General features: G+C 69.6%; 21 protein-coding genes and 2 pseudogenes. 12 read left to right on the top strand and 11 right to left on the bottom strand.

The features are described from left to right. The 3 genes from ABZS69_RS23160 to ABZS69_RS23150 all read left to right on the top strand — a co-directional run bounded on the left by ABZS69_RS23160 (position 1) and on the right by ABZS69_RS23150 (position 7,774). A complete protein-coding gene (locus ABZS69_RS23160) occupies positions 1 to 5,988 on the top strand; it encodes an RHS repeat-associated core domain-containing protein (protein WP_355375897.1) in 5,988 nt (1,995 codons plus the stop codon). A gap of 179 nt (positions 5,989 to 6,167) precedes the next feature. Then, the gene (locus ABZS69_RS23155) at positions 6,168 to 7,391 is read left to right on the top strand and encodes an SMI1/KNR4 family protein (protein ID WP_355375894.1); all 1,224 of its coding nucleotides are present in this window, start codon (positions 6,168 to 6,170) and stop codon (positions 7,389 to 7,391) included. A 239-nt stretch (positions 7,392 to 7,630) separates the two neighbouring features. Further along, positions 7,631 to 7,774 carry a hypothetical protein gene (locus ABZS69_RS23150; protein ID WP_355375891.1) on the top strand — a complete coding sequence of 48 codons (144 nt, stop codon included), beginning with the start codon at positions 7,631 to 7,633 and terminating at the stop codon, positions 7,772 to 7,774. Positions 7,775 to 7,790: 16 nt separating this feature from the next. Here the strand turns inward: ABZS69_RS23150 and ABZS69_RS23145 are convergent, their stop codons facing one another. The 3 genes from ABZS69_RS23145 to ABZS69_RS23135 all read right to left on the bottom strand — a co-directional run bounded on the left by ABZS69_RS23145 (position 7,791) and on the right by ABZS69_RS23135 (position 9,129). After that, a complete protein-coding gene (locus tag ABZS69_RS23145) occupies positions 7,791 to 8,270 on the bottom strand; it encodes a hypothetical protein (RefSeq protein WP_355375888.1) in 480 nt (159 codons plus the stop codon). A gap of 125 nt (positions 8,271 to 8,395) precedes the next feature. Then, the gene (locus ABZS69_RS23140; protein WP_355375885.1) at positions 8,396 to 8,530 is read right to left on the bottom strand and encodes a hypothetical protein; all 135 of its coding nucleotides are present in this window, start codon (positions 8,528 to 8,530) and stop codon (positions 8,396 to 8,398) included. Between the two features lie 215 nt (positions 8,531 to 8,745). Continuing rightward, positions 8,746 to 9,129 (bottom strand): metalloregulator ArsR/SmtB family transcription factor, encoded by a 384-nt coding sequence (locus tag ABZS69_RS23135; protein WP_355375882.1) that lies wholly within the window; start codon positions 9,127 to 9,129, stop codon positions 8,746 to 8,748. Between the two features lie 84 nt (positions 9,130 to 9,213). On the opposite strand from ABZS69_RS23135, the pseudogene ABZS69_RS23130 reads away from it, so the two are divergent. Next, positions 9,214 to 9,697, top strand: a pseudogene (locus ABZS69_RS23130) (ArsI/CadI family heavy metal resistance metalloenzyme). 223 nt (positions 9,698 to 9,920) lie between these two features. Here the strand turns inward: ABZS69_RS23130 and ABZS69_RS23125 are convergent. Together ABZS69_RS23125 and ABZS69_RS23120 are read right to left on the bottom strand one after the other, a co-directional pair. Then, complete coding sequence (locus ABZS69_RS23125) at positions 9,921 to 10,484, bottom strand: hemerythrin domain-containing protein (protein WP_355375879.1); 564 nt, start codon at positions 10,482 to 10,484, stop codon at positions 9,921 to 9,923. Between the two features lie 277 nt (positions 10,485 to 10,761). After that, positions 10,762 to 10,917: a DUF6131 family protein gene (locus tag ABZS69_RS23120; protein ID WP_355375876.1), complete on the bottom strand. Its 156-nt coding sequence runs from the start codon at positions 10,915 to 10,917 to the stop codon at positions 10,762 to 10,764. A 266-nt stretch (positions 10,918 to 11,183) separates the two neighbouring features. Between ABZS69_RS23120 and ABZS69_RS23115 the strand changes: the two genes are divergently transcribed. After that, on the top strand, positions 11,184 to 11,309 hold the full coding sequence (locus tag ABZS69_RS23115) for a hypothetical protein (RefSeq protein WP_355375873.1): 126 nt from the start codon (positions 11,184 to 11,186) through the stop codon (positions 11,307 to 11,309). A gap of 165 nt (positions 11,310 to 11,474) precedes the next feature. Here the strand turns inward: ABZS69_RS23115 and ABZS69_RS23110 are convergent, their stop codons facing one another. Then, entirely contained in the window at positions 11,475 to 11,927 is a 453-nt protein-coding gene (locus ABZS69_RS23110) for a helix-turn-helix domain-containing protein (RefSeq protein ID WP_355375870.1), read from the bottom strand. Positions 11,928 to 12,017: 90 nt separating this feature from the next. Between ABZS69_RS23110 and ABZS69_RS23105 the strand changes: the two genes are divergently transcribed. The 4 genes from ABZS69_RS23105 to ABZS69_RS23090 all read left to right on the top strand — a co-directional run bounded on the left by ABZS69_RS23105 (position 12,018) and on the right by ABZS69_RS23090 (position 15,189). Next, complete coding sequence (locus ABZS69_RS23105; protein ID WP_355375867.1) at positions 12,018 to 12,611, top strand: dihydrofolate reductase family protein; 594 nt, start codon at positions 12,018 to 12,020, stop codon at positions 12,609 to 12,611. A gap of 71 nt (positions 12,612 to 12,682) precedes the next feature. Continuing rightward, positions 12,683 to 13,066, top strand: a complete 384-nt coding sequence (locus ABZS69_RS23100) for a PPOX class F420-dependent oxidoreductase (RefSeq protein ID WP_355375864.1) — start codon at positions 12,683 to 12,685, stop codon at positions 13,064 to 13,066. A 430-nt stretch (positions 13,067 to 13,496) separates the two neighbouring features. Next, the gene (locus tag ABZS69_RS23095; RefSeq protein ID WP_355375861.1) at positions 13,497 to 14,048 is read left to right on the top strand and encodes an RNA polymerase sigma factor; all 552 of its coding nucleotides are present in this window, start codon (positions 13,497 to 13,499) and stop codon (positions 14,046 to 14,048) included. Then, positions 14,041 to 15,189: a CU044_5270 family protein gene (locus ABZS69_RS23090; RefSeq protein ID WP_355375858.1), complete on the top strand. Its 1,149-nt coding sequence runs from the start codon at positions 14,041 to 14,043 to the stop codon at positions 15,187 to 15,189. The genes ABZS69_RS23095 and ABZS69_RS23090 overlap by 8 nt, the downstream gene beginning before the upstream one ends. A 51-nt stretch (positions 15,190 to 15,240) precedes the next feature. On the opposite strand, the gene ABZS69_RS23085 is transcribed toward ABZS69_RS23090, so the two are convergent. From ABZS69_RS23085 to ABZS69_RS23070, 4 genes are all read right to left on the bottom strand, one after another. After that, the gene (locus ABZS69_RS23085) at positions 15,241 to 16,053 is read right to left on the bottom strand and encodes a class I SAM-dependent methyltransferase (protein ID WP_355375855.1); all 813 of its coding nucleotides are present in this window, start codon (positions 16,051 to 16,053) and stop codon (positions 15,241 to 15,243) included. A 23-nt stretch (positions 16,054 to 16,076) separates the two neighbouring features. Beyond that, on the bottom strand, positions 16,077 to 16,670 hold the full coding sequence (locus tag ABZS69_RS23080) for a putative immunity protein (RefSeq protein WP_355375852.1): 594 nt from the start codon (positions 16,668 to 16,670) through the stop codon (positions 16,077 to 16,079). 158 nt (positions 16,671 to 16,828) lie between these two features. Then, complete coding sequence (locus tag ABZS69_RS23075; protein ID WP_355375849.1) at positions 16,829 to 17,401, bottom strand: GNAT family N-acetyltransferase; 573 nt, start codon at positions 17,399 to 17,401, stop codon at positions 16,829 to 16,831. 152 nt (positions 17,402 to 17,553) lie between these two features. Continuing rightward, the gene (locus ABZS69_RS23070) at positions 17,554 to 18,396 is read right to left on the bottom strand and encodes a hypothetical protein (RefSeq protein WP_355375846.1); all 843 of its coding nucleotides are present in this window, start codon (positions 18,394 to 18,396) and stop codon (positions 17,554 to 17,556) included. An 88-nt stretch (positions 18,397 to 18,484) separates the two neighbouring features. Here ABZS69_RS23070 and ABZS69_RS23065 point away from each other — a divergent pair, with 88 nt between their 5' ends. Next, on the top strand, positions 18,485 to 19,513 hold the full coding sequence (locus ABZS69_RS23065; RefSeq protein WP_355375843.1) for an NAD-dependent epimerase: 1,029 nt from the start codon (positions 18,485 to 18,487) through the stop codon (positions 19,511 to 19,513). Positions 19,514 to 19,526: 13 nt separating this feature from the next. Here the strand turns inward: ABZS69_RS23065 and ABZS69_RS23060 are convergent. After that, positions 19,527 to 19,844: pseudogene (locus ABZS69_RS23060) on the bottom strand (methyltransferase domain-containing protein); the annotation flags it as partial. 763 nt (positions 19,845 to 20,607) lie between these two features. Between ABZS69_RS23060 and ABZS69_RS23055 the strand changes: the two are divergent. Then, positions 20,608 to 21,036: a GntR family transcriptional regulator gene (locus ABZS69_RS23055; RefSeq protein WP_355375840.1), complete on the top strand. Its 429-nt coding sequence runs from the start codon at positions 20,608 to 20,610 to the stop codon at positions 21,034 to 21,036. Next, positions 21,029 to 21,277 carry a helix-turn-helix transcriptional regulator gene (locus ABZS69_RS23050; protein ID WP_355375837.1) on the top strand — a complete coding sequence of 83 codons (249 nt, stop codon included), beginning with the start codon at positions 21,029 to 21,031 and terminating at the stop codon, positions 21,275 to 21,277. Before ABZS69_RS23055 ends, ABZS69_RS23050 begins: the two co-directional genes overlap by 8 nt. The last annotated feature ends 100 nt before the right edge of the window (positions 21,278 to 21,377 follow it).

The raw sequence follows: 21,377 nt of genomic DNA, 5'->3' as shown, positions 1-21,377 counted from the left end.
GTGACGTTCATTCCCGAGGCTTCAGCCGCTTCTTCTCAGACCACCGGCGGCTGGATTCCCGAGAGTGAACGCACCATCTGGGATCGGGCGAAGGCGTGGCTCACCGGGGACGGCCTGCCGCAGCCCCGCGTCGTGCCGGTCCGGGCCTTGGAGAGGGGGCGGAAGGGGGCCGCCCAGGGTCCCGAGGTCCCGCCCGGCACCATGTTCTACGCCCCTGAGACGCCCGGCCGCGTGCCGCCCGATTCCACCCAGGCCATCCCCGTCACGCTGACCAACACCACCACGGCGACCTGGGCCATGGCCGACTGGGTGCTGTCGTACAGGTGGAGCAGGCCGGACGGCACGCCGGTCACCGTCGAGCAGCTCCACACGGCCTTACCCGGGGACCTCGCGCCGGAGGCCGCCGTGACCGTGCAGGCCCGGGTGCGGACGCCACCCGCCGCCGCCGACGGCGACCAGCGCACCGACTACCTCCTGACCTGGGATCTGTGGAACAGGACCGGCGGAACCTGGCTTTCCGGCGCCGACGCGGACACGAACGGGACCAAGGTGGCCGCCCTCGCGCAGCCGCTCTCGGTGGAGGACGCCACGAGCGACCAGCTCGGCCTGGAGAAGTTCTACTCCTACGGCGGGGTGAACACCGGCGCGGGGTCGACCCTGCTGACCAACCTGTACTCCGGGAACGCGGTCTGGCAGTACAACGCCTTCTCCAACCCCTCCCGTGGTCTGAGCACGTTCGTCCGGCTGGCCTACAACTCCAAGGACTTCTCCGACGCGGGGGCCGGGCACGGGTGGTCGCTGCAGGCCACCTCGCTCACCCGGCTGGGTACGACCCTCGACCCGCACCTGCTCACCCAGGCCGTCGCCTTCACGGACGGCGACGGGACCACGCACACCTTCACGCTCGACGACAAGGGCACCTGGGACAAGTCCGACGACGAGTACGTCAACCCCCCGGGCGTGCACCTGTACCTGCAACGGCTGAAGGACTGTCATCTCTGGGAAGAGGAGCCCCGCGCCTGGGTCATGACCTCGCCCGACCGCACCAGGTTCTTCTTCGACTGCCAGGGCTACCCGAGCTCGATCGCCGACAACAACGGCAACGAGCTGACCCTCGGCTACGACGTGCGCAAGACCCTGCTGGGGCCGGTCAAGTTCCTGCGCCGGTTGACCGACCCGACCGGGCGGCAAACGCTCACGATCGACTACTACGCCAAGGGCGACGCGTACGACTACATCGACGACAGGACGTGGGAACGGAAGAGCGGCGACAAGCTCCTCAATCCGCTCATCATCGACCACGTCAAGACGATCAAGGACATCTCCGGCCGCACCCTGACCTTCACGTACACCCACAAGGGCCTGCTGGGCGAGCTGATCGACGGGGCGGGTTCGGAGCAGCCCAAGAAGTTCAGGTTCGCCTACGACGGGAACGACCTGACCAAGGTCACCGATCCGCGCGGCAAGGCCACCCGGCTGGAGTACCACTCCCGGTTGGACGCCTTCATCGGCGCGGCCGAGACCATCACCGACCGGCTCGGCCAGCCGACCTCGTTCGCCTACGGCGACTCCCACGACCACACCGGGCGGCAGGTCCGCACGGTCGTGACGGACGCGGAGCGGCGCTCCACCACCTACCTCCTGGACGGCAGGGGCCGCGCCCTCCGGACCACGGACGCCAAGGCCCGGACGACGAAGCTCACCTGGGACGGCGACAACAACGTCACCCGGCTCGAAGAGGCCGACGGGGCGGCCTCCACCTGGTCCTACGACCCGAAGACCGGCTATCCGCGGGAGATCGCGGACGCCGAGGTCACCAAGAACAGGTGGCCCGGCATCACGCTGACGTACCAGACCGGCCTGAACGGCCACGTCGCCGACCTCATCGCCAAGCGCAGCCCCGAGGGCCGCACCTGGACCTTCACCTACACCCCCGAAGGGGACCTCGCCACCGCCACCGACCCGGCGGGCACCACGACCCCGGCCGCCGGCGACTACACCACGACCTACACCTACGACACGTGGGGCCAGCCGCTCACCGTCAAGGACGCCAACGGCCACACCGTCACCAACGCCGGCTTCGACCCCAGCGGCTACCCCCGCGAGATCGTCGACCCGCTGGGCAAGGCCACGGCGTACGTGTACGACGCGCGCGGCAACGTCACCGAGGTCGTCGACGCCAACGGCAAGGCCACGTCGCAGGAGTACGACGTCTTCGCCCGCCCGTTGGAGAAGCGGGTCCCCAAGGACCAGGCGGAGGGGCAGTTCGTCGTCACCCCCGCCCCCGAGTACGACGCCAACGACAACGCCACCCGGATCACCGCCCCCAACGGCGCGGTGGCGACGGCCGCCTACGACGCCGCCGACCAGCTCTCCCACCTGCTGGAGCCGAAGGACGAGCCGGGCGACCCGGAGCGGAAGACGTCCTACACCTACGACCGGGTCGGCAACGTCAGGACCGTGACCGAGCCCAAGGGCAACCTGACGGCCGCGGCGGGGGACTACACCACCACCTACGGCTACGACGAGATCTACCAGCTCACCTCGGTCGCCAACGCCAAGGGCCACCGCCTGGCCTACGCCTACGACCCGGTCGGCAACGTGACGACCGTGACGGACGCGCGCAAGAACGCGACCCCCGACCCGGCCGACTTCACCACCGCGTACCTCTACGACCTGGCGCACCGGGCCGTCAGGTCCACCGACGCCGCCGGTAGGACGCGCTCCACCGTGTTCGACCGGGACGGGCTGGTCAAGTCGACGACCGATGAGGACGGCAACACGACCACGGTCACCCTGGACGCCCGGGGCCTGCCGGTCGAGGCCGCCGCGCCGTACCGGAGCGACGGCGGCACGGTCGTCCGGCGGACCATGCGGTTCGAGTACGACCAGGTCGGCAACCGGACCAAGGTGATCACGCCACGCGGCGTGGCGACCGCCGACGACCCCGACGACTTCGTGTACCAGGTCGTGTACGACGAGCTCAACCGGGTCAAGGAGGAGATCGCCCCGTACGACAAGGACGACCCCCGCTACAACCGGCCCGACCGGACCATCCGGACGTACGACGCCGTCGGCAACCTGACCAGGATCAGCGCGCCGCCGTCCAGCGGGGAGTCCGTCCGCAACGACACCGTCTACACCCACTACGACAACGGCTGGATCAAGACCTCCGCCGACCCGTGGGACATCGCCGCCTCGTACGACTACAACCCGCTCGGACAGCAGATCGAGAACAAGCTGACGAGCGCGGGCGGGTCGGTCAGCCGCACCATGACGACCGGCTACTTCCCGGACGGGAAGCTGCGCTCCCGCTCGGACGACGGCGTGCCCGTCGGCGCCCACACGGTGCTGGTCGACAACTCCGACCTCAACAGCGCGCGCCCGTCCGGCGAGTGGACCGCCCAGACCACCGGTGAGGGTCTGTACGGCCAGGACTTCCACACCAAACCGGCGGGCGACGGAACAGCCCAGTTCCGTTGGGGGCTGAACATCCCGCAGGCCGGCAGCTACGAGGTCTTCGTCCGCCACCCCGAGGTCCAGGGCGCGGCCACGGACGCCGAGTTCCTCATCGACCACAAGGCCGGGACCGCGGTCAAGACGGTCGACCAGAGCGCCGACCCCGGCACGTGGGTCAGCCTCGGCCGCCACGACTTCGACGCGGGCGTCACCCACGCGGTCACGTTGACCGACAAGGCGGCGGCCGGGTCCACGGTCGTGGCGGACGCGGTCAAGCTCGTACGGGACAACTCCGGCGACACCGACGCCGAGAGCAGGCGGTTCGCCTACCACTACGACGCGAACGCCAACCTCACGTCGATCACCGACTCCAGCTCCAGTGCCAGGATCGACGACTACGCGATCACCTACGACGAGCTGAACCAGGTCGCCAAGCTTGAGGAGCGGCTCGACGGGGCCACGAAGAACACCATCTCGTTCACGTACGACGAGAACGGCCAGCCCGTGACCCAGCAGCACGACAAGGAGTACTCCACCTTCGAGTACGACGTGCGCGACCTCCCCTCGAAGATCACGCACGGCAGTTCGGCCTCGGACCTGGCCCCGACGGTCACCACGTTCGCCTACACCGCAAGGGGCCAGCGGCTGCACGAGGTCAAGGGCAACGGCAACACCGTCGACTACGAGTACTACCTCGACGGCAGCCTGCTCCGGCAGACGGAGAAGAAGCCCGGCGGCGCGGTGGTGTCCGAGCACACGCTGGAGTACGACGACAACGGCCAGCGCAGCCGGGACGTCACCCGGAAGATGAACGCCGACGACCACTCGGCGTACCTCACCACGACCGCCGATTACACCTACGACCCGCGCGACCGGATCGCGAAGCTGGTCAGGACCGGCCAGAACGCGGGCACCGAGACCTACGTCCACGACGCCAACAGCAACGTCGTCGACCAGGTCGTGCAGGGCACGCGCACGACGTTCGACTACGACCGGAACCGGCTGGCCAAGGCCGTCACCGCGGGGGCCGCCGCGTCGTACGACTACGACCCGTTCGGACGTCTCGGCAGCGTCGTGGCGGGCGGCCAGGTCATCGAGCGCAACACCTACGACGGGTTCGACCACGTCGTTGAGAACCGCAAGACGACCGCCCCGGGGTCGACGTCCACCACGCGCTTCGCCTACGACCCCCTCGACCGGACCGCCTCCAAGACCACGGACGCGGGCGGCGCGGGGGAGAAGACCACGGTCTTCAACTATCTCGCCCTGTCCGACGAGGTCCTCGACGAGGAGACCGCCGGGAAGATCGCGAAGTCCTACCGGCACAGCCCGTGGGGCGAGCGGCTGGCCCAGGCCACGCACGACGAGAACGGCGCCAGGGAGGAGTCCTACTACGGCTACAACCCGCACGGCGACGTCGAGACCCTGACCGACGCCGCGGGCGACACCAGGGCGACCTACGGCTACAGCGCCTACGGAAAGAGCGAGGACGCCGAGACGACGGGCATCGACAGGCCCGACCCGCAAGATCCGACCAAGGAGCCCTACAACCCCTACCGGTTCAACGCCCAACGCTGGGACGCCGCATCCGGCAGGTACGACATGGGCTTCCGCGACTACGACCCGGGTCTGAACCGGTTCCTCAGCCGTGACATGTACAACGGGGCCCTCGACGACCTGGCCCTCGAAATCGACCCGTGGACCAGCAACCGCTACGCGTTCGCGGCCGGCAACCCCGTCAACCTGATCGAGCTGGACGGCCACGACCCGCACGGCTGCCGGCCCACCGACGACGCGGCGTCCCGGGCCTGCCACGACCGGGGCCGGGCGGCCTTCTACGCGAACCAGCCCAAGGCGACCGTGCCCACCACGGGACCGACCGAGAAGATCAACGACCCGGAGCTGTCCTACCCGCCCGAGAACATGCGGCCCGAGGACATCGACGCGGCCGGCATCATCCTCTACGGCGGCGCGCTGAGCGAGCTCGCGGGCTACCTGAACCAGAACCCGAACAAGCGCTCGGACTTCACGGTGGTCATGTCGCGCGTCACCGTGGACACGGGGCACGGCACGGTGTCCAGGGTCATCGCGTTCGTCAGCCAGGGCGGCCTGCCGAAGGGGCTGCAGGACAAGCTGACGGAAATGGGCGTGACGATCTATCAGGCCCCCAAGGTGCCCAAGGGCGGCGACACCAGGGACGGTCACGCCGAACGGGCCGCGGCCGACGTGCGGGCGGACGTCGGCCGCCAGGTCCGGGATCTGGGCGGCAAGATCATCAACGTCCACAGCGCCTTCTCCAGCAGCCGGGTGTGCTCCGCCAAGTGCGAGGGCAACCTCAACAGGTTCATCGGCGACCCGGCCAAGAAGGTCGGTCAAGGTTCCAACGGCATGATCGAGGGCACTCAACTGACGCCGGAGAACCTCGGCAGGCTCAGGGGCGTGGTCGGAAGGGGCGCGGCCACGTGGGTGGCGGCCCAGGCCTACTGGGGCGGCTTCTTCCGGGGGACCGCGGGCAAGGGCAGACGCTAGGGCGATCCCGTCGGCGGCGGGCCGGCCCGCAGGCCGAGGACATCGCGGCCGGCCGGGCCGGCCTCGCCCGGGCCGCCGCCGAGATCGTCGAGGCGGCCGTCAGGCCGGCCGAGGGCATCGCGGCCGGGCGCCGCCGACGTCCTTGACCTGCGCTCACCGAGAACTTCAGGATGGCACACGTGACCGAAGACGAGCTGATCGCGGCGATCCGGGCGGAGCCCGGCCTGTCCCCGCCGACGACGCCGGCGGCGGTCAAGGCGGCGGAGGAGGCCATCGGCCATCCGCTGCCCCCGCTGCTGCGGCGGCTGTACCTGGAGGTGGCCAACGGCGGCTTCGGCCCGCGCGACGGGGTTCTCGGGGTCTCCGGTAGCGCGTACGAGCACCACGACGAATGGGCCGACATCGTCGAGGTCCACGAGACCCTTGAGCCGCCGGAGGGCCGCCCCGGGATGGTGTGGCTGTTCGACTGGGGCTGCGCCACCTGGTCCCTGGTGGACTGCACGGACCCGGCGGGCCCGATGTGGGTCTGGGACCCCGGCGGCGAGCCGTCGCTGTTCCCCCAGAACATGACGCTCGCGGAATGGCTCGCCGCCTCGCTCGGCGGCAATCTGGAGAACGCCTACGAGACGGGCGGCCTGACCGCCGTCGCCGCCCGCCGCCTGCTGCCCGACGACGTCCCGCGCGATCCCGGGCATGGCCGGCTGCTTTCCGACGAGGTCCCGCGTGATCGCGGGCTCGGCGGGCCGCTTTCCGATGACGTCCCGCGTGATCACGGGCCCGGCCGGCCGCTTTCCGACGAGGTCCCGCGTGATCGCGGGCTCGGCGGGCCGCTTTCCGATGACGTCCCGCGTGATCACGGGCCCGGCCGGCCGCTTTCCGACGAGGTCCCGCGTGATCACGGGATCCGCCGGCCGCTTTCCGACGACGAGATCGTCGTACGGATCCGGGAGACCGCAGCCCTCCCGCCGCCCGCGCCCCTGGCCGCGGTGGCCGAAGCCGAGGAGGCGCTCGGCCATCCGCTGCCCCCGCTCCTGCGGCGGCTGTACCTGGAGGTGGCCAACGGCGGCTTCGGCCCGGGTGGCGCGGTCCTCGGGGTCCCCGACGCGCCCGGCCCCCGGCTGGGCACCGACATCGTCGAGTGCCGCGAACTGTTCACCACCGCGCCGCGCCGCCTGGTCCCCGACGGCATGGTCTGGCTGTGCGACTGGGGCAGCACGATCTGGTCCCTGGTGGACTGCCGCGATCCGGCCGGGTCGATGTGGGTCTGGGATCCGGTGGCGCCCGGAGCGGTGCCGGGCGAGCCGCTGCTGCCTCAGCACCTGAGCCTCGCCGCGTGGCTGACGGCGTGGCTGGAGGGCGCCTACGGCGAGGGCTTCAGCCCCTCCATCCTCCGGCGCAGCTAACGCCGCGATCCTCGAAGGGCACGAACTGTCCGCTGAGGGCGATGCGGAGCGGGCGAAGGGGCGGCACTCGTCGGCGTGACGCGGGCGGCTTTTGCGGTGGCGCTCGGCTTCGCCCGCACCGGCGGGCGCGGTGCCGAGCTCGCCATCACCACCAAGGTCTACTCCTCGGAGACGGCCGTCCAAGTGGTGTACGACGCGATGCGCCTGGTCGGGCGGAGAGCTACCCGGACACCCACCCGTTGGCGGGCCTGCTGCAGGAGGCACCGGCGTACCCGCTGTTCGACGGCGGCAACGTCGTCGTCCGCCGTCGGCAGCTTCAGCACCTCTTCGCCCGGCCGGACCACGACCCGCTGACGCCCGCCGAAGGACGCCCGCCTTCGTGATCCCTCCCGGCAGTCGTCAGTCGCACTCGTACGCGCTGAGCGCCTTACGCGCGGCCACCGCCTTGTCGTTGTACATCGGGTCGACGATCTCGAAAACCCTGTTGCGGGTGGACAACTTGCGCGACGACCCACGAACCGCCTTCACCTGGTTGTGAAAGGCGTCGGCGATGTCGGGGGGCACGCTGCGCTCCATCGACTTCGCGTAGTCGGCGATGATCCCGGCGAGCCGGCGCGCCTCCTTGAAGTCGACCGGCTGGTTCTCGATCGCCTTGCCCACTGTGGAGGCGTACATCACCAGCGCCACGTTGAAGGTGTTCAGATCGAGGCAGAACGCCGATGGCGATGGGGTCGTCGTCGTGGGGGTCGACTCGGGGGCGGCGGGCACGCTGGTCTGGGCAGCGGCAGGCGAAGGTCCGGCGGCGGGCTGCCCGCCGCCGCAGGACACGAGGGCGGGGATCAGTACGAGCAGCGCGGAACGTGCCCAGCAGGCCGGCATGGCCCCTCCAAGATCGTCGGCTGCCGCGACCGTAACGCACCCGTCCCGGGACCGGTCCCGCGCCCGGCCTTCCCGGTCGGTCATCTGGGAGCGACCGGCGTCGTGCACACCCGACGACGTTTCTCCTAGCGAGCAAAGTCGGCGGCGGTTGCCTGGTGTACGGGGCCAGGGCTGGGCGCACTGACGTTCAGGTAGAGGGCGGCCAGCAGCAGGGCGCCGAGCGCGACCCCGACCAGTCGGGCGGCGATGAATCCGGGCACCGAGGTGGGCGGGCTCCCCGCGAAAGTGTGAGTGACGGCCCGGCCAACCGTAACGTCGGGTTTGCGAAGGACGTCGAAGAGCTGAACCAGTAGGCGGTGCCGTGGTGACCAGCGCTGTGGTGACCAGCGCTGTGGTGACCAGCGCTGTGGTGACCAGCGCTGTGGTGGTCAGCGCTGTGGTGTCGGCGAACTCGGCCGGCCCCGGCGCGCCAGGCTCACCCGGCGTCCGCAGTGAGCGTCTCGGGCAGGGCGAGCATGCAGGTCGGACGCTTGAGCGCGGCCGGGATGATCCAGTAGTAGACCCAGGTGCCACGCCGTTCGCTGTCGATCAGGCCGGCCTCACGCAGCACCTTGAGATGGTGGGAGATCGTCGGCGCGGTCACCGCGAACGCGCCGGTCAGCTCGCACACGCACACCCCCGTACCAGTGACGCGGCCACCCTCGTGCGCACCGATCAGCGACAGCAGCCGCACCCGGATCGGGTCGCCCAGAGCCTTGAACACCCGCGCCAACTCGGCCGCCTCGTCCTCCGCGACCGGCTCGGCGACCAGTGGCGTGCAGCACTCGGAGGTGAGCAGTGGCAACTCCTGCTTCGACATACGTCTAATTTGACAGACTTCTAAGCAGGGGCGCAAACTCGAGCTGATTAGATGTTCATCGAAACAACCAGATGGGAGACCGGCATGTCACGCGTCCAGCTCGCCCTTCGCGTCGCCGACTTGGAGAGCTCGATCGCCTTCTACTCCAAGCTGTTCGGCGTCGAACCGGCCAAGCTCCGCCCCGGCTACGCCAACTCCGCCATCGCCGAGCCCCCGCTCAAGCTGGTGCTCATCGAAGGGGAGGCGGACGAGGCGACCCGCATCGACCACCTCGGCGTCGAGGTCGAGGACACCGCTCAGGTCAACGCTGCCACCCAGCGGCTCAAGGACGCCGGGCTGGTCACCTTCGAGGAGAACGACACCTCCTGCTGCTACGCCCTGCAGGACAAGGTCTGGGTCACCGGCCCGGGAGCCGAGCCGTGGGGAGGTGTACGTGGTCAAGGCCGACGCCGACACCCTGACCAGGCAGACCGGGCCGGCCTGCGGCACCACAGCGGCGCAGACGGTCGAGGAGCAGTCCCTGGTCGAGACCGGCGCCGGGCAGCCCCGGACGTCGACCTGCTGCTGAGAGGCCCCGGCTCGCGGGGGCGCGGGTGCGGTGGAGCGCGTCGCGCGCTCTCAGTAGGTGCTCAGGAGGGTCCATAGTCCGCAAACCATGCCTCGCACCACGTCCCATCGACGGCCGCCTCGCACCACGTGGCGTCAACGGCCGCCTCGCATCACGTGGCGTCGACGGGGCCCGCGTGCCGACATCGGTCGCGGGGCTCGCCGGGCCGGAGACCGTCTGCCGGCTAGAGGCGCCCGCGGCCGGTCAGCGCATCGCGGATCCGATCCACGAGCCCTGCCCTCAGCGCCGTCAGTTTGCCGGCCGGCGAGGTGCCGGGTGCGGCCGGACGTGGGCGGGTGGGGGCGATCTTCTTGGCCCGCTCCACCTTGGCTCCCAACTCCCTCAGTTCCTCGGGCGGGCAGGACTCACGCAGCCGTGGGAACAGATCGTTCTCCTCTTCCCGGACGTGGGCACGGATCTGGCTCATCAGCAGGTCAACGGTAGGCCAGAAGCCGGCGTCACCGGGCTCCAGCCCCTCGAGCCGCCTCATGGTCTGTTCGGCGTCCGTGTGCTCGGCGATCTCCTGATCAGCCAGCTTGCCGCCGCCCTGAACGTGCTCGCGCACGGCCGGATACAGGTACGCCTCCTCGGCGATAGAGTGCCGGACGAACTCGATGACCACCTGCTCGGCCGGTATCTTGGCCTCCTCACCGATCTCGCCCCTCATACCGTCGAGCTCGGAGAACATCTGCTCGACCGCACGATGATCGGTGACCAGGACCGAGATCACGTCTTGCCGCGTGCCCATGACAGCCTCCCCCAGTCGTGGCCGGCACCGACGGGCCTCTCAAACCCCGTTCCCGCCGACAGCAACCGAAACATGCACAAAGCCATCAGGTCTGCGGCGGAAGGCTTTCGACAGGGCCGGGGACGCGGATCACCAGCGGCGCCCGACCGAGGAGGAACTCGGCCGGCGAGCGGGTCCGCGTAGAGCGCCATCCATCTTCACCGGGCAGTCGCCACGGCATCCCTCGCAGACCGGGCACAGGCCGAGGACCTCGCGGACGTCCTCGGACCGCCGGCCGTCAGAACCAGTGTTTCCGGCCGCCGACCGGACGGCCGACGTAGCCCAGGACGAGGAAGATCAGGCCGATGACGAGGAGGATGATGCCGATCGTGTACAGCAACGAGATGCCGAGCAGCCACCCCAGCAGCAGGAGGATGATCCCAACGATGATCATGATGTCCTCTCTGAAAGAATCGAACATCTGTTACACGGTTCGGCTACCCGACGTGTTCGCGGTAAACGGTCCGTACGGTAGAGCTTTCACGGCGAGGAGCGGGAGCAGGCAGGCGCGCCGCCAGGCGACGGCCGTGGTCGGCCCGGCCTGCAGCCTTCATGCCGTACACGCCGCAGGCGGCGAGCAGGCCGGCGCCGCGACCGAGCCGGGCCGGCGTTTTTGGCGCGTAAAGACCGCTCGCATGAACCGTCTCCACCGGTCGTCAGGTGCGAGATCCCCATGTCCTGGCCAGGATTCGCGCTCCGATGATCCCGCTCCCATGGCGGCAGGTGTGGATCTGCCGCGATCCTGACGCGCGTGGCGGCTACATCCGCGGCACCATCACCCTCTGACCTACCTCGCCTGCCGCCGCGACAAGGTCACAACTGTCGGCGAACAGCTGCCGCACCCCGCCCGCCGGGGGATCCGGGCAGGCTGGATCTCCGCAGTCCCCGGCCTCAACTGCCGTGGGCGCCCCGGGGCGGGCAAGGCTGCCGGGAAACTCTGAGCCCCCTCGGTCAGACAGCTGCGCCTGGGCCCGGCAGCAGGTCGACGTCGCCCGCGTGCATCGGCTCGCCGCAGTGGGCGCAGCGTAGATCGACCCGGCTGATCTCGCCGCACGCGTGATGGCGGTACAGCACCGGCGGCCCGGCCTCGCCGGCCAGCCACTTGTCACCCCAGCCGGCCATGACCATGAGCAGATCGACCAGCTCGGCACCCTTGGTCGTCAGGTGGTACTCGTAACGCGGCCGGTTGTCGTAGGGGCGGCGTTCGAGCACGCCCTGGTCGACGAGGTAGTGAAGCCGCTCGGTCAGCACCTTGCGGGAGATCCCGAGATCGGCCTGGAGCTGGTCGAAGCGGGTCATGCCGGCCCAGATGTCGCGCAGGATCAGCGGTGACCAGGGCTCTCCGATCACGTCGAGGGTGCGGGCGATGGAGCAGGCCATGTCCCCGAAGTTCGTGCGTTGCATGGGGGCAGTCTACCCGTTGGGGTTCCCTTACGGAACTCCGAGTGTTACGGTCATGGAGTCTCCTCAAGGAACCCCGAAAGGATCGCGCAGATGAGCAAAGTCCTCAGCGCCCACGCGGTATCGGTCGACGGCTACCTCACCGGCCGCAACCCCGGCCCAGGCCACGGACTCGGCGACGCAACGACCCTCTTCGACTGGTACTTCGACGGCGACACCCCCAGCCAGGTGTTCGACGGGTTCCGGCTCAGCAAGCCCAGCGCCCACGTCTTCGACGCCCTCGCCGCACGCGTGGGCGCGATCGTGGCGGGACGCAACACTTACGAGGACTCCGACCACTTCGGCGGCGGCAGCCCCCACCCGGCGGCCCGGCTGTTCGTCCTCAGCCACCGGCCCGCGCCGGAGCTGACCGAACGCCAGACCCTCATCACCACCGGCATCCAGGACGCGATCGCGGCGGCTCGCCAGGCCGCCGACGGCAAGGACGTCGGCCTCATGGGCGGCGGCATCGCGACCGAGGCCCTGAAGGCGGGGCTCGTCGACGAGGTGATCCTCCACCAGGTGCCCGTCCTGCTCGGCGCCGGCCGCCCCTTCTTCCAGTCGCTGCCCGAGCACGTACGCCTGCGCCTGATCGAAGCCGTCCCGGCACCCGGCGTGACTCACCTCCACTACGAGGTCCAGCGCTGATCCTCTGGCGGTGCCCGCCCGACCGCCGACCATGTCGCATGGCTCACCGACAACCCAGCCAGGAGAAGAAGATGCTCAACCCCGACGTACGCCGCGTTCTCGACAGCACTGCGCTGGCCCACCTTGCCACCGTCCTGCCGGACGGCTCACCCCACAGCGTCCCGCTCTGGGTCGGCACCCACGGCGACCACATCGTCTTCCTCACAGGTCCGCACTCGCGCAAGGCCCGCAACCTGCGCCGCGACCCGCGGGTGGCGCTCTCCTTGACGCCCGCCGACAACCCGTTCCAGCCCGTCATCATCCGCGGCCGGGTCATCGAATGGCTCGAAGGCGACGCGGCCTGGGAGATCATCGACCAGATCTCCACGAAGTACATCGGCCAGCCCTATTCGCGAGACCAGGACCGAGTCGTCGCCGTCGTCGAGCCCGAGCGGCAGACCGTCGGCATGAGCTGAGCCGCCCCGCCGCCGGCCGCGTCCTCACGCTCGCCGATCACACCGCTGCCGATCACACCGCGCACGCCCGCCACCGCCGCGCCGAGCTGCCGCGCACGCCCGCCACGGCGGCCATCTTGGCCAAGCAGCCCGCGGAGGCTCAGGCGAGAATCCGCCCTTCAGCTGATCTCGAAGAGGTTACCGCGAGAGGCCGAAATCGCTTGTGCCGGGAGCCGGCGGTTTCGCCGTGGTCGCAGAGCATGCGCAGGACGATAGGCGGGGCAGGGGCGCCGGGCCTTCTGCTTACGACCGGCCGGGAGGCGACGTCGTGCAGGCGCAGGGCGTTCCATTCCCGAACAGCGGGTCGTGGTGGCCGTCGCGTGAAAGCACCGCGGGGCTTCGGGCAACAAGAGGTGTTCTGCGTTCACTCGACCCCAGCGGAGATGCCTGCATGGCCATACCGTCCGACCTCACCGACCCGCCTGATCTCCGGGCCGAATGGGAGGAGATCTTCACCGCGCACTTCGCGGGAATCCATCGTTACATCGCCGGGCGGTTATCCGAAGACCTCGCCGACGATCTGGCCGCCGAGGTGTTCCTGGCGGCGTACCGGGGAGGCTACGACGCCTCGCGCGGCGCGGTGCGGCCCTGGCTGTACGGGATCGCCACCCATCTCATCGCGCGGCACCACCGGAGCGAGCTGCGCAAGTGGAAGGCACTCAGCCGGACGGCGGAGCGCCCGGAACACAGCCACGAGGACGCCACCTTGACGCGGGTGGCGGCGAGCGAGCTGACCGGCAGGCTGGCCGGAGCACTGGCCGGGCTCAACCGCAGGGACCGCGACGTCGTCCTGCTCCACGCGTTGGGCGGCCTCAGCCACGCCGAGGTCTCCACCGCCCTGAACATCCCGGCCGGCACGGTCGCGTCCCGCCTCAACCGTGCCCGCAAACAACTCCGTAAGGCGCTCGGCGACGTCAACCCTCTGGAGGACAATCATGGATGAGTTCGACCTGCTGGCCAGGTCCCTCCCCAAGACGTCGCCGCCCTCCCCGGAGGTGGTCGACAGGGCACACACCCGGCTGTTGGCGATCATGCACGAGCCCGTGCGGCGCGTCCGGCGCCGCCACCTCTTCTGGGGTTGGACGGCTGTGGCGACCGTCGCCGTCATCACCGCCGTCATCGCCTTGGTGTCGATCCTGACGCCGGCTCCCGCACCGGTGATCACTCCTGCCCGCGGCAACGACGCCCTGCTCCGGCTCGCGGACGATGTCGCCAGGCTCCCTGCCCAGACCGGCGCGTACTGGCGCAGACCGCTGCTCAACAGCACGCTGATTCGGGTGAAGGCCGGGAAGGAGTCGTTCAACGTGCTGTCCGGCTCCCGCATCGACCTCTGGCAGCCTCGCGATCCACGCAATCCTGTCCAGGTGCGGAGGCGAGAGGAGTACGTGCGTCCCGCCACCCCCGCCGACGAGCGCAGCTGGAAGGCGGCCGGCTCCCCGTCGGTGGTCCAGCAGGTATGCACTCCGGGCAGGGCTGCCAAGGACTGCAAGAAGATGCGGGTGAGCAGCGAGCCCGCCAAGTGCGTGTATACGCGTGCCGTCGAGCCGGGTGGCGTGTTCGGCGACCGGCGGTTGGGCGACCTCACGTTGGCCGACCTCGCGGCACTGCCCGCCGACGTCGACGGGCTGCGGGAGAAGCTGCGCGGCCAATGGCAGGCGGACTCGGGTCGCCAGAGCTTCGAAGAATTCCTGTCTCGTACGTCGGTGCTGCTGGAGATGCCGGTCAGCCCCGCGGTACGGGCGGCCGCCCTCCGTCTCCTGGCCGGACTGCCGACCACCAAGGTAGGCGGAACGACCATCGACCCGCTCGGGCGTCCAGGCCTCGCGGTCGCCTTCATCAAAAGCGAGGGATTCACCGCCGAGTTCGGCGCGGACGACGAGGTGGCCGAGCGGTACACCACCATCCTCGACCCCAGGACCGGTACCGTCCTGGCGCAAAATGCGGCGATCGCGGCCGAGAGCGCCGAAGGACTCACGAAGGGCACGTACCTGTACTACGCGGCATGGACGTCCGAGGCGGGCTGGACCGGCGACAGACCGGAGCGGCCGCGCGGCTGCAAGCTCAGCGACCGGCCCATCCCGTGATCACGGCCGGAGGCATCCCGCCTCCGGCCGCCCCTACCAAGCCGCTGTAAATCACCCTCGCCTTTCGAGGATGCCGGGGTGGAACTGCCAGACGAATTCCAGCCACGGCGGGGCTACCGACGTGAAGTGCACCCAGCTCCCCGGTTCCGCATCGGGGTGGCCGTTTCGGACTTCGGAAATGTAGGTCAGCACGAAGCCCGCCTGAATGAGGCTGTTGACGATTCGGCTCAGCGTCTGCCTGTATTCCCTGGGTTCGCAGATCTGGTGGCCGGACGGCTTCCGGTCGTAAACCCAGTGCTGGTCGGGATAAGAGGTCGCGGCCTCGTCCGTGTACGGCTGCTTGAGCGGGTAGCCCTCCCCGTTCCACGAGTCGTGAGTGAGCCCCGAGAAGAACGGGTTGGCGCACATCACGTAATAGTGGCCGCCTGTTGCGACGACTTTCGCGAACTCGCGGAAGACGACCCGGGAATCCGGGACGAACGTCAGCGAGTACGGATGCCAGACCAGGTCGAACGAAGCGCCATCCAGGGCCGACAGGTCCCGCATGTCTCCCTGGACCGTGCGCACGTCGACGCCGTAGTGCTCGGCGGCCAGGCGGTCGCGCTCCAACTGCCCGGACGAGATGTCGAGAACCGTCACGTCGGCTCCGAGCAGAGCGAAGGCCGCGGACTGCTGGCCTCCCCCTCCCGCCAGGCAGAGCACTTTCCGGCCCGCCAGGTCGCCTGGGACGCCCAGCCTCTCCAGGCCCAGGTAAGCCCGGGCCTTCTCCGCGTCCAGGTCGAGCATGGGACGGGTGAACAGGGCGTCCGCCGCCACGAGGGCTTCCCAGCGTTCCTGGTTGTAGTCGTAGACCTCGTCCCGCACAGCAAGCACCCTACTGTCGCCGATCATGAGGTGTCGTCTGATTTTCTGCCGGGGGGCCGGCCACCTGCCGACTGCGGCTGACGTCCCTCCGTGCACCGGAGCGACGCATCCAGCCGGCGGATCAGCTCACCGACGCGTCCACCGCCGGGCGGGGCGGCCGGGTAACGCCTCAGGACGTCCGTCACGACGGGATCGGCAAGGGTCCGCGATCGCGTGATGTGGTCGGCTGCGACGGTGGGATCGTCTCCGGCGGAGAGCTCGGCTGCTCGTGCGGCATGAGCGGCCGATCCGAGGATGTGCTTGACCTGGGTGGCTTTTGCCAGGGGGTGGAGGAACGCCGCGCCGCACGCGTTGGCGGCCGCCCGCGCGGCGTCGCTCGCCGCGGCCTGTCCCGCGTCGCGGGTCTCCTGCGCCGCCCGGTGCGCCGCCCAAGCGTTGTCACGGAGCACCTTGGTCCGCTCGGCTCCGTCCGCGAACGCCTGCGCTGAGTCGATCGCGGCTCGTGGGCGCGGATCGTCGGGGCGTTCACGTTCGAAGATCGCCAGTACGGGCCGCGCGCACGCCACCGCGTAGGCGGTGACTGCGCGGAGTTCGGACCGGCTGAGTTCGATCGTCACGGAGTCGTCCTTCTATGTAGGGGGCGCAATCCCTTCAACCGTATCGTTGAACCCTCAGTGGAGACTTTTGACGATATTTCCGCTTACTGGTGATAATGGACCTTAAAGACTCCCTGTGACCATCGAGCTCGCCCTACGGCGGCGCTGTCGAGGAAGCCTCAGTGGCCGGGGATCGGCACGGCCGACGGCCGCCACTCTCGCCTGAGCAACCCGAACACCCACGAGTCGGATACCTCGCCGTTCACCACGCAGTCCTCCCGCAACGTACCTTCACGCACGAATCCGATCTTCTCCAGGACCCGGGCAGATGCCCCGTTGCGCGTATCGGTCTCGGCCTGAACTCGATTCAGGTCCAGTGAGTCGAACGCCCACTGCAGCAAGGCGCGCGCGGCCTCCGTCGCGTAGCCGTGGCCCCACACCGCATCGTCGAGGCAGTAGCCCAACCGCGCGCTGCGATGGTCCGGGTTCCATAGGGTCAGGCTGCACCAGCCGATGAAGGCACCGTCAGAAACACGGTCGATGGCCACCCGCGCCCCGGTGCCTTCGTCCGCCATCTTCCGGCAGGCCGCGATGAAGCGCTCGGCGCGGGCCCGTTCGTTCCACGGCGGGGAGTCCCAGTAGCGCAGCACGTAGGTGCTGCTGTGCAGCGCGAAGAGGGGGGCCGCGTCGGCGTCGGTGAAGGGTCGCAGTCGCAGGCGGGCGGTGTGCAACATGGGGATGGCCAAAGTCATGCGTACGATCTTGCCTCGTCATGAGGGCGGCCAGAGCACCGAACACCCGATGCCGCTGCCCGCCCATCCGCAGATCCTGATGCCTCAGCTGACGGCCCGAGCTGACGTAACTCCACCTGTCACGCTCTCTGTAGAGAATTGCACCTCGACAATCATGGCCGTCCTCGCCGCCTCCTAGTGTTCGGGTGCGCTTCGGCGAACACCGAGAGCGCCACGTCCGGCTGGTACGCGGCCACGAGCCTGGTGCCCGGCTGCCCCAGGGCCTCCACGGCGTGCTCACGGCAGGCCGGTACGGGCCGGTGACCGAAGTCGGGGCGCCACAGCTCCACGATCGGCTCAGAAGGACAGCCGGCCGTCCCGCAGGCGAGGTCCTCACGGATCGCCAGGGCCGAATGGCTGCTCATGGCGGCATACGCGTCCGCGGTCAACGCGGCGAGCAGCCCGCTCGCGCGCTCCGCGATGGGCTCGGCAGGCGCGGGAGCGCTCACCGCCACCGTGTGCGCGTCCACCAGCGCCAGGTCGAACGCGTCGATTCGCTGCGCAGGAGACGCCTGCTCGATGTCGTCGAGCCGTTCGCGGAGGATGGCCAGGCGCGGCCCTTCGCCCGACGTCGCCAGCACGGCACGGGCACACTGCGTGAACTGGTCCCCGCGGCGGCTCCACCATCGGAGCTTGCGCTGCCGTTCGTCGCTGAGCCCCGCCAGACCCGGCCACTTGCGCCGGGCGCCTTGCCTGGTCATCCCGGCCGCGTCGCCGATCGCGGGATAGTCGGCGCCGCGCTGTGCCGCGGACAGCGCGGCGGAGGCCGCCAGTACCTCCGCGCTGTCCCGGATCGCCAGCAACGAGGTCAGCGCGGCCAGCCACAACTGCCGCGCGTCCGCGTCCGGCAGGCCCGATCGAGGCCCTGCGTCCGGTTCGAGCTGCAGCATTTCCCGCGCCATTCTCCACGCCAGTTGCTCGACGGCGGTGGTCACCTCGTCGGACACGCTCCCCACGGCGACTCCCTTGACAACACTTGTTTACGACCTCACCATGATGCGTGCGACAACATCTGTTGTCAACGGCGATCACCTGGGTGGGAACATGAAGCTGTTAATCATCGGCGGAACGTCGTTCGTCGGCCGCGCCATCGTGGGCGACGCACTCGGCAGGGGGCACGAGGTCACCACCTTCAACCGTGGGCTGACCGGCAAGGACGTCGACGGCGTCGAGGCGCTTCGCGGCGACAGGTCCACGGACGAGGGCATCCGGCCGCTCGCCGGCCGTGGGTTCGACGCGGTCATCGACCCGGGCGGCCTGATACCGGCCCACGTCCTGCGCACCGCGCGGGCGACGGCCGGGTCGGCCCCCTTCTACGCGTTCGTCTCGACCACGGCCGTCTACCGGACCTGGGACACCGCGTCGACGGACGAGTCGGCCGCGACCTGGCCCGGTGCGGCCGACCAGGACGGCGACCCGGCGGACCTGGAGAACTTGCGCGTTCACAAACGCGGCTGCGAACTGGCGGTCGAGCAGACCTACGGGCTTGGCGCCTGCCTGGTCGCGCGCGCCGGGTCGATCGTGGGGCCGTACGACAACCTGGGACAGTTGCCGTGGTGGCTCACCAGGATCGCCGAGGGCGGCCGGGTGATCGCGCCCGGCGCCCCGGCGCGCGGCCTGCAGCTGATCGACGTGCGTGACCTCTCGGCATTCGTGCTGGACCAGGTCGAGGCGCAGGCGGGCGGCATCCACAACGTCGTCCCGGACGGGCCGAACACCACGATGGGCCGGCTGGTCGACGACTGCGTGCGGGCGACGGTGTCGGAGGCCACTCCCGTGTGGATGGACGAGGGCTTCCTGCTGTCTCAAGGGGTACAACCATGGGCGGAGCTTCCCCTGTGGATCCCGGACGTGCCGGACGCCGCCGGTTTCTGGGCCGTGTCCGGCGCTTCGGCGAGAGCGGCAGGACTGCGTACCCGCCCGTTCGGCGAATCCGTACGGGACACCTGGGAGTGGTTGCGGTCAGGTGGCGCGGTGCGGACCGCACCTGGCGTCCCGCCGCTCGGTCTCGCCGGCGAGAAGGAGCACCGGGTGCTGGCCGCATGGGATTCCCGGCCCGCCGGGGAGGGTTGATCTTCCCCCAGTTCTACAGCCGCGTGGCGCGGACGAAGTAGAGCAGGTAGGGCAGGTCGCCCTCGGCCTCCACCCGGAAACTGGCGTCGGGGATCAGGGTGCCGAGCAGGTCGCGGGGGGCGCGCCGCATGGCCGGGCCGCTCAGGGTGCCTATGAGGTGTCTGGCCACGCGGTTGGCCGGCGGGCGGAACTCGGAGATGAGCAGGCGGCCGCCGGGCCGCAGCACGCGGAACATCTGACGCAGCGCTTCCGCTCGCGCGTCGGCGGGGATGTGGTGGACGGCGAGGCTGGAGACCACCAGGTCGAACGAGCCGTCGGGGAACGGCAAGTCCTGGCCCTCGCTTTTTCACGTAGGCGCAGTTGCCCGGAGCGCGCCGGGTGGCGTGGTCGAGGGGTAACGTCTGCGCGACGCCGCTCCGCGTGTGCCACTGTGTGTCAGCCGTGGCCCGCGAGTGCCGTTGGTTGCGGAGTACACGCGGAATGATCTTGCCGCCCGTGTCGTCGTCGGTCCGAACCATGGTGCCGTGATGTGGGCGGCCGACGCGGGCCGCCCACGACAGTCCCAGCTCGGCACACCACGTTGCGCCGAGCCAGCGGGAGCGCGCCCATCCGAGCACCCGCGTGTTGGACGTCCGGCAGGTACTACTAGCGGCGGCTGGCCGAGCACAAAGAGCTGGCGAAGGTCGGGGGAATGTTGGCGGTTGCGCCTACGAGTTGCGGGTGCGATTTCCGTCGTGGAAGTCGCATCCTCCTCGCCACTGCTGCGGTCGCGTGGCTTTGCTGGTGACCAGCAGCAGCGTTTGCCGGTCGGTTTCGACAGCACTCGGGGGCCGGCTCAGCCTGGAGTGTCGGTGAGAAGTAGCAGCACTCAACTGCGAAAGACCTGTAGCGACCAGGCGACTACTGATAAGGATGGCGGTCGTGGGTTCGGAGGGACAACCATCACCGCTGTGACGGTGGCATCCTCCGGGCTTTGACCCGCTGGTAGTGCCTGGCCGCCTTGGCCTGGTTGCCGCAGCCATCGCCGCCGACAAGGGAAGGTTGAAGCCAGGCGCCAAGCTGCCGTCCGAGGTGGAGCTCGGCGCCCGCTTCAGGTGAGCCGCAACACTGTGCGGGACGCGATCAAGCTGCTGCGCGAGCAGGGCCGCGTCCAGAGCGTTCACGCCAAGGGCACGTACGTGACCGGCGACAAGACGAGCGCCCCCGTGGCCCCGTCCCGCCGCCTGGTCCAGGACCTGCGCGACGCCATCACCTCCGGCAGCCTCAAACCCGGCGACCCGCTCCCGCTGGAGCAGGAGCTGATGGACCGCTACGGGCTGGCCGCCATCACCAACACCATCGCGCTGCGAAAACTCCGCGAAGAAGGGCTCATCCACCACTTCCCCGGCCGGGGCCGGTTCGCCGGCCCCGGCCCCGCGCAAGAGCCAAGATCGCCGTACCAGCCGATGAAAAGCTACCGGTCCGGGCCTAGATTGCATCTACAGCCCAGGGACGATCGGCGGAGGAATCGTCCGTATGCCTGAATCTCGGATCAGCCCACCCGTTCGACGGCTCCAGCCGGGGATGCTCCTCTCTCAGCTACGCGAGGAGCGGGGCCTGACCGGACCACAGGTCGCTGAGCAGACCGGGGTCACGCCGTCCGCGCTGTCGCGGCTGGAATGTGGGAAGAACAGCTACGTCACCCCCGGCGATGTGAGGTCGTTGCTCGACCTGTACGACGCCAACGAAGACGCACGCTGGCAGAGCGCGGGAAGCCGCCCGTGAGCTGGCCGACACACGTACCGGAAGGTCACGAGTCTTGGGCTGGTCGAAAACAGCGATCACCGACCTCGTCCATGCCTTATGGGGGAGCGCCCCTTCGGCC

Origin of the sequence: Nonomuraea sp. NPDC005650, assembly GCF_040605375.1 — a bacterium.
Taxonomy (GTDB): Bacteria; Actinomycetota; Actinomycetes; order Streptosporangiales; family Streptosporangiaceae; genus Nonomuraea.
This window is presented reverse-complemented; position numbering and strand designations above follow the sequence as displayed.

Coding starts and splice junctions, on each gene's coding strand:
- ABZS69_RS23145 (WP_355375888.1), bottom strand. CDS start 8,270: ATGCCGGCCTGCTGGGCACGTTCCGCGCTGCTCGTACTGATCCCCGCC.
- ABZS69_RS23135 (WP_355375882.1), bottom strand. CDS start 9,129: ATGTCGAAGCAGGAGTTGCCACTGCTCACCTCCGAGTGCTGCACGCCA.
- ABZS69_RS23125 (WP_355375879.1), bottom strand. CDS start 10,484: ATGGGCACGCGGCAAGACGTGATCTCGGTCCTGGTCACCGATCATCGT.
- ABZS69_RS23120 (WP_355375876.1), bottom strand. CDS start 10,917: ATGATCATCGTTGGGATCATCCTCCTGCTGCTGGGGTGGCTGCTCGGC.
- ABZS69_RS23110 (WP_355375870.1), bottom strand. CDS start 11,927: ATGCAACGCACGAACTTCGGGGACATGGCCTGCTCCATCGCCCGCACC.
- ABZS69_RS23105 (WP_355375867.1), top strand. CDS start 12,018: ATGAGCAAAGTCCTCAGCGCCCACGCGGTATCGGTCGACGGCTACCTC.
- ABZS69_RS23100 (WP_355375864.1), top strand. CDS start 12,683: ATGCTCAACCCCGACGTACGCCGCGTTCTCGACAGCACTGCGCTGGCC.
- ABZS69_RS23095 (WP_355375861.1), top strand. CDS start 13,497: ATGGCCATACCGTCCGACCTCACCGACCCGCCTGATCTCCGGGCCGAA.
- ABZS69_RS23090 (WP_355375858.1), top strand. CDS start 14,041: ATGGATGAGTTCGACCTGCTGGCCAGGTCCCTCCCCAAGACGTCGCCG.
- ABZS69_RS23075 (WP_355375849.1), bottom strand. CDS start 17,401: ATGACTTTGGCCATCCCCATGTTGCACACCGCCCGCCTGCGACTGCGA.
- ABZS69_RS23065 (WP_355375843.1), top strand. CDS start 18,485: ATGAAGCTGTTAATCATCGGCGGAACGTCGTTCGTCGGCCGCGCCATC.
- ABZS69_RS23050 (WP_355375837.1), top strand. CDS start 21,029: ATGCCTGAATCTCGGATCAGCCCACCCGTTCGACGGCTCCAGCCGGGG.